8 protein-coding genes are annotated in these 14,230 nt (G+C 38.8%); 6 read left to right on the forward strand and 2 right to left on the reverse strand.

Translation table 11 applies throughout. The features are described 5' to 3' along the window. Positions 1-63 precede the first annotated feature (63 nt). The gene (locus ACAM30_RS02045; protein WP_369617002.1) at positions 64-1,047 is read left to right on the forward strand and encodes a beta-ketoacyl-ACP synthase III; all 984 of its coding nucleotides are present in this window, start codon (positions 64-66) and stop codon (positions 1,045-1,047) included. A gap of 136 nt (positions 1,048-1,183) precedes the next feature. Here ACAM30_RS02045 and ACAM30_RS02050 read toward each other — a convergent pair whose 3' ends face one another. Continuing rightward, positions 1,184-2,551, reverse strand: a complete 1,368-nt coding sequence (locus tag ACAM30_RS02050; protein ID WP_369617003.1) for an amidohydrolase — start codon at positions 2,549-2,551, stop codon at positions 1,184-1,186. A 96-nt stretch (positions 2,552-2,647) separates the two neighbouring features. Next, positions 2,648-3,520, reverse strand: a complete 873-nt coding sequence (locus ACAM30_RS02055) for a helix-turn-helix domain-containing protein (RefSeq protein WP_369617004.1) — start codon at positions 3,518-3,520, stop codon at positions 2,648-2,650. A gap of 366 nt (positions 3,521-3,886) precedes the next feature. On the opposite strand from ACAM30_RS02055, the gene ACAM30_RS02060 reads away from it, so the two are divergent. The 5 genes from ACAM30_RS02060 to ACAM30_RS02080 all read left to right on the forward strand — a co-directional run bounded on the left by ACAM30_RS02060 (position 3,887) and on the right by ACAM30_RS02080 (position 14,226). Continuing rightward, a complete protein-coding gene (locus ACAM30_RS02060) occupies positions 3,887-5,089 on the forward strand; it encodes a glycoside hydrolase family 88 protein (protein ID WP_369617005.1) in 1,203 nt (400 codons plus the stop codon). 270 nt (positions 5,090-5,359) lie between these two features. Then, the gene (locus ACAM30_RS02065) at positions 5,360-8,143 is read left to right on the forward strand and encodes a polysaccharide lyase family 8 super-sandwich domain-containing protein (protein ID WP_369617006.1); all 2,784 of its coding nucleotides are present in this window, start codon (positions 5,360-5,362) and stop codon (positions 8,141-8,143) included. A 9-nt stretch (positions 8,144-8,152) separates the two neighbouring features. Next, positions 8,153-10,135 carry a heparin-sulfate lyase HepC gene (gene hepC / locus ACAM30_RS02070; protein ID WP_369617007.1) on the forward strand — a complete coding sequence of 661 codons (1,983 nt, stop codon included), beginning with the start codon at positions 8,153-8,155 and terminating at the stop codon, positions 10,133-10,135. A gap of 31 nt (positions 10,136-10,166) precedes the next feature. After that, entirely contained in the window at positions 10,167-10,427 is a 261-nt protein-coding gene (locus tag ACAM30_RS02075; protein ID WP_369617008.1) for a hypothetical protein, read from the forward strand. Positions 10,428-11,073: 646 nt separating this feature from the next. Beyond that, positions 11,074-14,226 carry a SusC/RagA family TonB-linked outer membrane protein gene (locus ACAM30_RS02080; RefSeq protein ID WP_369617009.1) on the forward strand — a complete coding sequence of 1,051 codons (3,153 nt, stop codon included), beginning with the start codon at positions 11,074-11,076 and terminating at the stop codon, positions 14,224-14,226. The last annotated feature ends 4 nt before the right edge of the window (positions 14,227-14,230 follow it).

Genomic DNA, 14,230 nt, shown 5'->3' on the forward strand with positions numbered 1-14,230 from the left:
AAGAAAGGTTTTGGGCCGAAAGTCAGAATATAAAAAAAACACTAAAAGAGAAACAAAAAATCAATGAATACAACAAAAGCTTCCATTATTGCTATTGGAGGATATGTACCGGAAACGGTTTTAAGCAATACTGATTTAGAAAAAAGAATAGATACAACAGATGAGTGGATTACCTCCCGAACAGGCATAAAAGAAAGAAGAATATTAGATGACCCGGCACTGGCCACCTCAGACATGGCTTCTTTTGCCATTAAAGATTTAATAAAAAATTATGATATAAATCCTCTGGATATTGATTGTCTTATCCTCGCAACATCAACACCCGATCATATTCTTACTCCCGCTGCCAGTTTGGTATGCGAAAAAGCAGGGCTAAAAAGTGCCTGGGGATTTGACCTTAACGCTGCCTGCAGCGGCTTTTTATATGCACTTTCAGTAGGTGCAAGTTTTGTTGAAAGCGGCAGATACAAAAATGTTATCGTAGTGGGTGCCGATAAAATGAGTTCGATCGTTAATTATGAAGACCGAAACAGCTGTATTTTATTTGGTGATGGTGCAGGTGCTGTACTTTTACAACCTACTACAGATGGTCGTGGTATTCATCAAAACATTTTCAGAACAGACGGAACAGGTGCTGAATTCCTTTCTGTACGTGCCGGAGGTTCTCTTTTGACCACAACTGAAGAAACCATTCAAAACAAACAGCACTTTGTACATCAGGAAGGAAGAACCGTTTTTAAACACGCTGTGAGAAACATGAGCGGTACTTCAAAAGAACTAATGGAAAAAGCTTCATTGACTCCTGAAATGGTGGACTGGGTAATCCCTCATCAGGCTAACTTAAGAATCATTCAGGCGGTAAGTGAGGAAATTGGAATTGACATTGAAAAGTTTAAAGTAAACATTCAAAGATACGGTAACACTACAGCGGCAACCATCCCGTTATGTCTTTGGGATTTCAAAAACGATTTCAAAAAAGGAGATAATCTTGTTATTACAGCTTTTGGAGCAGGGTTCTCCTGGGGCAGTATGTACATCAAATGGTAAATAGTATATAAAAAAATTACGCTATATCCTTATGCTGAGGTAATTCATCATAAATTCAATACCGATTTTAAACAAAAACAATCAGTACATTTTGTCCTGATTGTTTTTTTATGTTTTTAACTCAGATTAAATATATTTACAATCCGCCGATCTGTCCCGCTATCATTTTACCCTTAAAAAATACGCCTTCTCTTTTTGGCAGACGGGCTACTGCTTCGGCAGAACAACTTGCTTTTACCAAAATAAAGTGTGCATCATCTCCTGTCGCCGGCCAGACTCTTGCGCCCGCATCGTTAAGCGGTAATATTTCATTTGTTGTCGCGATGTGCAAAGCGCGGCTCAGGCTGTATTCATCTGTCCAGCCATATAATTGTGCACATAATTTTGCTTTTTCCAGCATATCACAGGTTCCAAAAGGCATCCAATGGTCTACAATACTATCGGTACCGGTCATCAGTTTTACACCGTATTTCTTCAAAGTAGGAATAGGCATGATGGTTTTTCCCATTGGTACTGTAGAAATTACTCCGATACCCAGTGCTCCCGTTTTTTCGGCTATTCCCTCTAAATCTTTTGGATCCATTCTGGCCAGTGCAAAACCATGGCTGATATAGGTTTTTCCTTGTAATTGTTTATTCTCTTCGGTTTTTTTAATGATGTACTCGATGGCCGACTTTCCTGAAGGTGGCGATTCGTGCAAATGAATATCGATTCCTTTATTGTGGTCTATTGCAATCTGAAACATGGTATCGAGCGATTTTTCCATATTTCCGTCAACTGTGGTAGGATCAAGTCCCCCAATAAAATCTACGCCCATTTTTGCAGCTTCTCTCAGTAAAGGTTCTGATTGCGAATATAAAATTCCATGTTGCGGAAAAGCTACAATCTCCCATCCAAAACTGTCTTTATTATTATCCAAAGCCTTCAACAAATGCTCCAGACTTTTTAATCCGCTCACAGGATCAATATTACACTGGCAACGGGCGAAATAACTCCCTTGGCTTTTCATCAACTGAATGGCCTGCTCTGCTTTGTACTGAGAATCTACAAGCAAATCCGGAATAATCTTCTGTTCCAGCGTAATCATATCTTTTACCGTAAATCCTTTTCGAGGTGCAGCATTCCATTTTCCGCCGTAAAAAGTTTTATCAATATGGATGTGCATGTCACGCAATCCCGGAAGCATCAAAAGACCTTTGGCATCTACTTTTTTTAGTTTCCCATCAGGTTTAGCCGTCGTAATGTTTTTTATTTTTCCATCACCAATATGTATATTATACAAACTTGTTTTGGTCGCAATTACTTCTTTTTTTTCATTGTACTCAAAGCCGTCTTCCAGTCTTACATTGGTTAAAATATATTCTTTAGAAGTCACTGTACTATTTTCAGGCTCTTCGAGAGAATGTGCCATTGCTGTATTGCTTATTCCGGAAAACAATGCGGCTCCTGTTGCTGCCGCTCCCATTCTTAAAAATTGCTTTCGGTTGATTTTGTTGTCGCTCATCGGTTATTAATATGTAATATTTCTAAGAAACTGATTCTCAAGAAATAATGGTGAACTGCAAAATTCACTTAATTTTTTAAAACCGGAACAGGAAGATTAATGATAAGAATGGTACAAATTATAATTTTCCTTAAAATCTGTTGGTGTTTTTCCGATATATTTTTTAAACACTTTGGCAAAGTAGCCATTATCGCTAAATCCTAACTGATAAGCAATCTCTTTTACAGATAAGTCCGTGCTGATCAGTAATCGTTTGGCTTCCAGAATGGTCCTTTCTTTAATAACATCTCCGGCAGACTTGTTCAAGAATTTTTGAGAAAGAATATTCAAATAATTGGACGTCACATTCAATTCTCCGGCATAAAAATTCACCGAAAACTCTGTGGTAAAATGATCTTCAATCAGTGCTTTGAATTTTTTTATAATTTTTTCTGATTTCGCAGCAACATCATGATCGGGAAAATGAACTACATATTCTTTCTGCAATAATTTAAACAGCAAGTGTAATCTTAATAACACTATTTCTTTGTTCAATAGATCGTCTTTAAGCAAATCTGATTCTATTTCCTCCAACTGATTTTTAACTTTCTGAAAGTCCTTCTTATTTAAGGAAAGACAAAATGGTGAACTCTGTCCGAAAAAAGGCAGCTGCGACAAATTGGAAAAAACGGTCATTATTTCGGGCGAAATCATCAACTGAAAGCCATTGGTATTGACATCAAGCGACCAATTGTGTACCTGTCCCGATCCCACAAAATGAATCTGATAATCGGATACTTTGGTTTGTTTAAAATCGACACTGTGAAATCCGGAGCCGTTCTCTACGAAAAAAACAAGATAGAAATCGTGTTTATGAGGCTGTTCAAATTCGTTACGCCCTTTTACACTGTGTCGAAACAGGGTGATGCCAAACGTTTGCTCGCCAAGTATATTTAAAACAGACAAAGTGGGGATGGCAGTTTTGCTCAAGGGAATCGATAGTGTTGATTTGCTATTTTCAAAATTATATAATTAATCGATAAGTAAACTATTGTGCTAAATTATTTGTTGCTCATTCTTTTCTGTGATAGTTCTTTTTACCACATAGGAAAATACATTCTCTAACTCAAGGTAAGTCCTTTTATACAATTAAATCTGATTCAAAAATTCCTTTTAAATCAACTTCTGAAAGGAATCAAATCTTTGAAAAACGCCTTAAGCCTGCAAAAAACAGACTCTTTACACAAATTTGAAAGTTTTATGACAGAAACTGAAAGAGGGTTTTGAATCTCAAATCTAACTTCGCTGTATCAAAGCATTAGAACAAACAGACTATAAATCTATAAAGAGTAAACAATGAAAAAAAAACTAAGCCTGTTTTTAGCAATTTCTGCTATTACCATAAACTCCTTCGCGAATCTAAAACAGGAAGATCCTTCTTTGGTTTGGTTTAAAAAAGCAACCCAAACCATTCACTTTCAGTTAAACAAAGCGGCACAGACTTACCAGCCGGGAAAAAATCCACGTTCTGTGAATCCTAACGGAACGGTTAGACTGGCGGGCTTGACGGACTGGACAACCGGTTTTTTCCCGGGAAGTTTATGGTACGGCTACGAGCTTACGGGTGACAAAATTCTGGCCGATGAAGCTAAAAAGTTTACACTGGCTTTGGATTCTATTCGAAATATCAAAAACACACACGACGTAGGTTTTATGCTCTATTGTTCTTATGGAAATGCCTACAGAATTACTCACGACAAGATTTATCTTCCGGCATTAGCAGATGGTGCCGCTAATCTTTACGCCCGTTTTAGTCCAACCGTGGGAACCATTCGCTCCTGGGATTTTACCTGGCTGCACTATCCGGTGATTATCGACAATATGATGAATCTGGAATATTTGTATTGGAGTGCCAACGCTTTCAACAAACCTGAATACACCACTGCGGCCAATACCCATGCGCTGACCACCATAAAAAACCATTTTAGAAAAGATTACAGCTCGTATCATTTGGTCGATTACGATCTGAAAACGGGTAAAGTATTGCGTAAAGGAACGCATCAGGGTGTTACCGACGAATCGGCTTGGGCACGCGGTCAGGCTTGGGGATTATACGGATATACCATGTGTTATGCCAATACCAAAAATCCTAGGTTTTTACAGCAGGCTGAAAATATTGCTTCTTTTATTATGAATCATCCCCGCATGCCAAAAGACAAAATACCGGTTTGGGATTTTGACGTTCACAATGCTCTGGATACCGATGCCCTTGCACCAAGAGACGCTTCGGCAGCAGCTGTAATTGCTTCGGCATTGCTCGATTTGAGTACTCAGGTTAAAGACGGCAAAAAATATATAGATTATGCCGAAGACATTTTAAAATCCTTATCATCCGACACCTATCTGGCAAAACCGGGAGAAAACAGCTTCTTTTTGCTAAAACACAGTGTGGGAGCCTTTTTATACAATTCAGAAATTGACACTCCGCTTGACTATGCCGATTACTATTATTTGGAAGCCTTAAAAAGATATGCAGCTCTCAAAAAGATTGAAATATAGGATGTTGAGGTTAATGCAATAAGCTGTCTGCGAAAAGAAATAAAACATGAAGTCCTTATGGTTAAATATTAAAAAAAGAAAAAACTTACAAAAATAATCAGTAGTTTGCCAACCAATATTTTCACTGGTATTTTCTTAAAGTAATTTCCTAACCATATCGACTTCATTACGAACCCGCGAAACCTCTGATTTAAACGATCAGAAGTCTTGCGGGTTAGTTGCTAAGAATACAATAAATTACTAACTACTAATCTATTAATAACCACTCTTATGCACAAAAAATTCCTTTTATCCGTTGGGCTAATGGCCTTAGTTTTTAACTTTTCGTACGCTCAGTTGAGTGTTGTAAATGAGATTGCCGTCAAATATAGAAACTGGCTCACGGGCGAGAATCTCGATTATTCTAAAACAGAAGTCAACGAAAGATACAGTCGTTACCTCACTAATGGTATAGCCGCCAAAAACCTTTCCGCATATGACTTTACTAATCCGGGTCCGGCATGGAATTTTACGGTTAGTGCAGACCAAAATGCCTATCAGGTATTGGTGGAGCAAAAACTCATCCGATTGGTCTTTTTATACCAGTTGAAAGGATCAGCCACCAGTCCTAATCCTGACTATCACAGTACTGCACTGCGAGATGCTATCTTAGCACTTTTTAATTATATGAAAGCAAAAGGGATCAGCAGTACTACTGATTTTGCTTACCTCTCTATTCCCGCTACCGAAGAGGTTATCAGCAGTGGCCACGGGGTGTGTCTTCGTTCTTCGGGCTATGCTACTGCCGTTTTTTTAATGAAAGACGAACTGGTAGCTGCGGGAGAATTTGCACATCATTTGGGAGCGCTTAAAACGTTAACCGCTTTTATTGCTCCGGATTATCCTAATTTTAATTTTACCAATCCCGGTTTCAATTCAGATATTATCCGATCTTCAGTTCAGCAACGTCTTTGTTATGTACTCGCTCAGGATGATACTTCAGGCACAAAAGTTACAGATATGGATTTTCTGAAACGTTTTATTGACCATGCTCTCAAAATAAGCCATGGCTGGAACGACTGTATTAAACCTGATTTTATTACCTATCACCACAGAGGCGCTTATTCGAACTCGTATGGAGTAGATGCTCTACATCAGTCTTCGATTATGAATATGATGCTGAAAAATACAGCTTACGAACTAAGCAGTGAAGCACAAAGCAATCTAAAAAGTGCCATTTTAAACTACAGTAAATTCAGTAAAGGTTTTGAAATGCCTTTGGGGCTTGCCGGAAGATTCTTCACCAACACGGATGCGCTTAACGATTTACGACCTGCACTGGCATTTTTATACGTGGCCGACCCCGTAGCCAATCTGGAAGCAGGAAGAGAATTTGTTCGTCTTTGGGGGCTTTCTGCAACCGCTAATACCAATTTACTAAGACAAAATGCGTTATCGATCACATTGGTCTATACACCCGGCGGTGTTATGGACCTACTGCAAACTTTAAACTCGGGACTTAGCCCGCTTCCGGAAATAACCGAAGGACAGTTTAATTTTCCTTTTGCCGGTCTGAGCATCCACAAATACAATGGTTTTCAGGCGAGTGTAAAAGGGACGAGCAAACACATTTGGCATTTTGAGGATTCTGCCACAGAAAATGTTTTCGGAAGATATACTTCCGCTGGTGCTTTAGAATTACTAACCAGCGGAACTCCTGTGACCCGAAGCTCAAACGGTTATACCGAAAACGGATGGGATTGGTCTCATCTTCCCGGAACAACGGTTGCTTACCTTCCGTTACATGTACTTGAAACGGGTACTATGAGGGAAATGAACGGAAAATCGTTTCTGGCAGTCGGTTCTTTAGACCACAACGGTGTTTTTGGGATGGATTATAAAGATTACAATTCGGCTACCGGAATGACGGCGCTAAAATCTAATTTTTTCTTTAAAAATATGATTCTTTGTCTGGGTTCCAATATTAGAGATACAAACGGAACCTACCCTATTCATACCACTTTGTTTCAAACAGCACTTGCTAACACAGCAACAGCAACTTATATAAATGGCACCTCTACAACGGGCAATACGTTTACACTGACCCAAACGGGGGCTTTCTGGGCAACAGATGCCTTGGGCAATGGCTACGTTTTTCCCGCAAATTCAAGCAATGCGGATGCCATAACTGTTAACCGACTCGAACAAAACTCTCGTAACAACAGTAATACAGCCAATACGAGCGGCAATTTTACTACTGCTTTTATCAATCATGGTGTTGCACCGGTATCGGCCAAATTTCAATATGCTGTGGTGCTGCAAGGCGGCAAAACCGGTACACAGCAAGTGGCTGGTAATTTTGCTACTTATTTTAAAATCTATCATCAAAACAGTCAGGCACACATTGTACAATACTTGCCGGATGCTATATTTGGCTATGTTATTTTTACTCCGGTAACCGTATTTAGTTATGATGTAGTGGTAAGTGTAAACAAACCGGCGGCTGTGATGACTCAGAAAACGGACAATGGGAATAAGTTGAAAGTTAGCCTTACCAATCCAAATTTAGGATTGTTGGCATCTAATGAAACTTATACCTGGAGTCAGATTAGCAGTCAAAATTCCATTTTAAACAGAGTCGCACAAGCAGATCCGGTAAAATTAACGTTGGCGGGTCAGTGGCAACTTACAACACCTTCTTCCAATGTAACCGCCAATACTAATGGCACAAATACAGAAGTGACCTTCAACACCATAAACGGATTAACGATTCAAACAGAATTGGTAAAAACATCCTCCTTAGGAATCAATGATCCTTCTGAACAATCTTCAAAAGAGTTACAAGTGATCGTCGCTCCCAATCCTTCAAAGGCCGATTTCAAAATGAATGTTACAGGTGAACCGGGACTGGCTATTTTTGTAAATGTATTCGATACTTTGGGAAAACGTATCAACACCTTAAAATCAGATTACGGACAAACAATCAGTCTTGGAAGTGACTGGAGCCCGGGAATATACCTAGCTGAAATACGTCAGGGCAAACAAAAGAAAACCGTCAAACTAATGAAACAATAACAAACACTAATGAAAAATCTAACCAAAACAATAACCTTATTATTCCTGTTCACCACCTTTTATTTTTCCCATGCTCAGGAAAATCCCGTGAACAAGGAAAGTTTTAATGTGGTCAACCTGTACTATCCGGGCTTAGAAAAAGTAAATCAGCTTTACAATTCCGGCAAATACGATGAAGCCGCAAGAGCCTTGCTTACGTATTACCGCGAGCGAAAAAACATCAAAAATCCTGATTTTAATGTGGGTGATGAAGCCCGATTTAGAGGGAAAGATATCGGAAAAGCCAATCAATTAAAGGCCGATAATGCTTTATTGCATCAGTTTCAGCCTCACAAAGGTTATGGCTATTTTGATTACGGAACCGATATTAACTGGGATTTCTGGCCAGTCAAAGACAATGAAGTACGCTGGCAGCTTCACCGCGTTACCTGGTGGCAGCCCATGGGAATGGCTTACAGAAGCAGCGCCGACGAAAAATACGCCAAAGAATGGATCTTTCAATTTCGCGATTGGGAGAAGAAAAACTATTTAGGACGTTCAAAAGAAAACGATCAGATTGCCTGGCGTCCGTTAGAAGTATCAGAACGCATACAAAGCCTTCCGGGAACCTTCAATTTATTTGTGGTTTCGGCACATTTTACCCCTGCTTTTCTTATGGAATTCCTGAACAGTTTTTCGAAGCAGACGGCCTATATCCCTAAAAACTACAGCAAAGAAGGCAATCATTTATTATTTGAAGCACAGCGTGTTTTGGGAGCAGGAGCTTCTTTTCCCGAACTCAAAGCAGCGGAAGAATGGCGCAAAAGCGGCATTGAAATACTCAATCGTGAAATCAAATTACAAGTTCTTCCTGACGGGATGCAATGGGAACTCTCACCCATTTATCACGTTGCCTGTATTGACATCTTTTTAAAAGCGTATAAATCGGCTAAAATGGCCGGAGTCGAAAAAGAATTTCCGGAATCTTACAGCAAGACCATCGAAAAAATGATAGTTGCAACCGCTAACCTCTCTTTCCCTGATTACAGTACGCCTATGTTTGGCGATTCATGGACGTTTGATAAAAATGCGCGAATTAAACAATTTCTGACTTGGGCAAAAATGTTCCCTGAAAACGGACTTCTTCACTATTTTGGTACCGCCGGAGCCGAAGGAAAATTACCCGATTACAAATCCCACGCCTTGCCAGACGGAGGTTTTTATACTTTTAGAAACGGATGGAACGAACAATCGACTGTTATGATTGTTAAAGCGGGACCTTCTGCTGAATTTCATGCACAACCGGATAACGGTACTTTTGAACTTTGGGTAAAAGGACGCAATTTTACACCGGACACCGGCTGTTATATTTACAGCGGAGATGCTGAGGTAACCAAAATGAGAAACTGGTTTCGTCAAACCAAGGTACACAGTACGTTAACACTCGACAATCAGAACATGGTCATTACCAAAGCTGTTGAAAATAAATGGAGTACCTCAAAAAATCTGGATATATTAACCTATACTAATCCAAGTTATACTGACTTAAACCATCAACGTACTGTTCTTTTTATAGATCAGAAGTACTTTTTGATTCTTGATCAGGCGATTGGAAAAGCTACCGGAAACTTAGGGGTTCATTTTCAATTAAAAGAAGACAGCAAACCTGTTTTCAACAAAACAAACAATAGTGTTACGACTACTTACGAAGACGGCAACAATCTTTTGATTCAATCCTTAAACACCAATAAAGTGGCTTTAAACGAAGAAGAAGGCAAAGTTTCTTATCAATATGCAAAAGAAATTTCACGTCCGGCTTTTGTTTTCGAAAAGGCTAAAACCAATGGAGTGACACAGAGTTTTATTACGGTGGTATATCCTTATGAAGGAAATAAACCTCCTGAAATTAGCCTTAAACTAAACACAAACAATAATTTCGAAAAAGGCATTCTTGATCTCAGTTTACAAATTAATGGTAAGGTAAACGAGGTAAAAACAAATCTGAATAATTAAGATTTTCTAATTCCCATAAAAATATTATGTAATGCAAAGGCGTCTAAATTTAGGCGCTTTTTTTCTGAAAAATCTACCGAAAAAACACTTCATAGAAGCAGCACATCAAGTAAAGCCCCAAAGGAGCAACATCTATATAGCAAAAGAATATTTACAAACAACACCCAAACAAAGCTCCAAAGGAGCGACATCTTTTGCGCCATCAAATAAAAATTCCTTCACCCTGATTATCCAATACAACCCAACCCGCTATTTTGCTTGTACAAAAAAACAAACACCCTTACTGCTTTAGTCAGTTTTATCTGAAAAGGGAGTGACAAACTGCTTTCTTTCCTTCATACATTCATTAAAAATTACATCGTTTTCGTTAATCTGTTATTGTCTTTAATTTAACTTTTACCCAACACAGGTAATCACAGAACAGCGCAGTAAAAACAGCGCTTTTGTGCCAAAAACAGAATCATAAAAACATTCAAAAATTTCAATTACACCAGTAATAACAAGGGTTTTAAAAACTCCATTCATCAAAATCAATAGTAATTTGGACATTTTCAAAACTGTCCTCTATAGTCGATTTATATATTTGTTTTTATTAAATCAAAAAAACATGACCAATTCCAAAAAAATGAACCAGAAACTACAGAATCTATTTTTAATTGTCAGGCGGAAAATTCCGTTGCGAATTTAAGGAGTTAATAAATTGTTATAATTTTCGCCCAATAAAATAATGAAGGCGATTTGTCAAACAAGAGTATGCACCAATAATTGATCCCAAACTTATTACAACGGTAATTCGGAATTTCGATCGAGCCCGCTCAACAGTCATAAGAACAATAAGACAAAAGAGTGATGATAAATTCATTTAGCAAGATCTGATATCAACTTATATAACATCAATTAGGAAATAAGGTTCCCCTTATTCCGGTTTAAAAAAAATTATGAAAAGGACTCTATTTTTATTTTTGCTGTTTGCCACCTGCAAAGTAATGTACGGGCAGGATATTATTACCGTAAAAGGTGTGGTAACGGATGCTCAGAACATGCCTATGCCCGGAGCAACTGTTTCTGAAAAAGGAACCAAAAATGCCACTGTTACTGCCATGGACGGCGATTATCAAATTAAGGTAAAACCAAATGCGATCTTAGTCTTTTCGTTCATCGGAACTAAATCTAAAGAAGAACCTGTGAGAAACAGAACGCTTATCAATATTAAACTACTCGACGACGCGAACAATCTTGATGAGGTAGTTGTAGTAGGTTACGGAACCAAAGCGAGAAAAGATCTTACGGGAGCTATTTCTTCTGTTAAAGGACAGGAGCTTGCTAAAATTCCGGTTCAAAATGTGGCACAGGCATTGCAGGGACGTATTGCCGGTATGCAGGTTACGATGTCTGATGGTACACCCGGATCTGAACCCTCTCTCAGAATCAGAGGCGGAACTTCGATTACACAAAGCAACGAGCCTTTGTATGTGGTCGACGGTGTAGCCCAAACCGGAGGATTGAGCTTTTTAGATCCGATGGATATTGAATCAATCGATGTGCTAAAAGACGCTTCTTCGACTTCTATTTATGGTGCGCAAGGGGCTAACGGAGTGGTGTTGGTAACCACCAAAAAAGCAAAGGGAGGAAAACTCACTTTAAGTTATGACACTTATGCCGGGATAAAGACTATTGCCAAAACCCTTCCGGTAATGAATCCTTACCAATACACCCAATTAATGTATGAAGCAGCAACCGATGATGCCAGAATGCAAAAGTTTGTAAATGCTTTTGGTACTTACGATCAGCTTGAAGGTCTTTACCAAAACCGACTGGGAATTAACTGGCAGGATGAGGTTTTTGGAAACGCTGTGGAAAGTCAATACCACAAACTAAGCATCAGCGGTGGGGAGAATGATACCAAATACAATGCTTTTTACTCGGTGAATAATGATCAGGGAATTATGTTGGGAAGTGCTTCGGTAAAAAATATTGCAAAACTAAACGTAACCAATTCCATCAGCAAAAAATTTACTGTCACCGCTATTGTCAACTACTCCAATCAAAAAATAACCGGATTATCAACAAACGATGGAGGAAATGCGCGTTTAAGCATGCTACAGAATTTATTGCAGTACAGACCGACCATTGGAAAAACAGGATCTGATGAAGATCTTAAAACCCTAACCGTAGATCCGCTGGACAATCAGGATTCTCCAACATTCCAGAGTCCGCTGATTACAATCGACAGCCAGGAAAGAGAAGCTATTACCCGATCGATCAATATGAGCTTACAGCTGCAATACAATATCACACCCAGTTTAATCTATCGCGGATTGGTAAATTATACAGACAACAGCATGAAAAGCAAATATTTTAATGATTCCAGAGGTATACAAGCCATCAGAAGCGGTGGTGCAAATGGTGGGGTGACACACAATATAAGTACCCGATTAAATTACAACAACGTTCTGACGTACAACAAAACTTTCGGCAAAAAACACAAATTTGATGCTTCTCTCGGACAAGAATATATTTATAATTATGCCGAAGGAATTACGGCTACAGCCTCGGCCTTTCCGGAGGTTAATTTAAGCTGGGACAAATTACAGCTGGGCACAATTGCCGGAATTCCATCAACTTATGCAGAAGACGACAAAATGCTGTCCTTCTTTGGAAGAGCCAATTATTCGTTCAAAAACAAATATTTATTGTCTGCCACGTTAAGAGCTGATGGATCTTCTAAATTCGGAACAGAAAGTCAATGGGGTTACTTCCCTTCGGTTTCCGCAGCCTGGAGAATCATCGAAGAGCCTTTCATGGAGAAATTACCTGTCTTTTCTGATCTAAAACTTCGTTTGAGTTATGGTGAAGCCGGAAATAACCGAATTGCCAATTATGCAGCTTTGGGGATCTTTAATTCAGGATCTTATCCTCTGAACAATCAAATGAACATTACGGCATTTCAAAACAATCTTCCTAATCCTTACTTAAAATGGGAGGCCACAAAATCGACCAACATCGGTTTTGACTTAGGTTTTTTCAAGCAAAGAATAGCGCTTACTACAGAACTCTATGAAAACCGTTCTAAAGATTTATTATACAACACCCGCGTTCCGGCAAGTTCCGGTTTTAAGAAACAATTTCAGAACATTGGAGCCACTTCTAATCGCGGTATCGAATTCACATTAAATACAATAAACGTAAAAACCAATAGCTTTAATTGGAGTTCCACCCTTAATATTGCTTTTAATAAAACCAAAGTATTAAGTCTGAGCGAGGGCGAAAATTCACTTATTACCAACAGTTATACGGACAGAAACGACTACATTTTACAAGTTGGAAAACCGGTAGGTGTAATGTACGGTTATGTGAGAGACGGTTTGTATCAGGTAAATGATTTCGATTACAATGCAACAACCAGTACGTACACACTAAAGCCGGGTGTAGTAAGTGATAATATTGTGGTACAGCCCGGCTTTATTAAATTCAAAGACATCAGCGGTCCTAATGGTACCCCGGATGGTGTAATTAATGACTTGGACCGAACCATCATAGGAGATGCCAATCCTAAATATACAGGAGGTCTGAACAATACGTTTAGTTACAAAGGAATTGATTTGAGCATATTCCTTGATTTTACAGTAGGAAACGACATTTATAACGCCAACGTATTAAACAATTCAAGACTGAATCTCGACAACTTAAACACACTGGCAATTTATGCAGACAGATGGACTACTATTAATGCAGCGGGACAGCGTGTAACCGATCCTACTGAACTGGCTGCACTTAACGAAGGAAAAACCAATCCTGCCTTCAACGGAAATACTACGGGACGGTTGTACAGCGATATTATTGAGGACGGTTCGTTTTTAAGAATCAACAATATTAGTCTGGGATACACCTTGCCGAAAGAATGGCTTAAAAAATCTAAAATCTCTAATTTGAGAGTTTATTTTACAGCTTACAATCTTTATGTATTTACCAAGTACTCAGGCTATGATCCCGAAGTAAGTGTACTCAACAATGCCATTACCCGAGGAGTCGATTTTAGTGCATACCCTAGAAGCAAATCGTTTATTACAGGATTAAATATTTCGCTATAATTTA

This window comes from Flavobacterium sp. CFS9, from assembly GCF_041154745.1.
Classification (GTDB): domain Bacteria; phylum Bacteroidota; class Bacteroidia; order Flavobacteriales; family Flavobacteriaceae; genus Flavobacterium.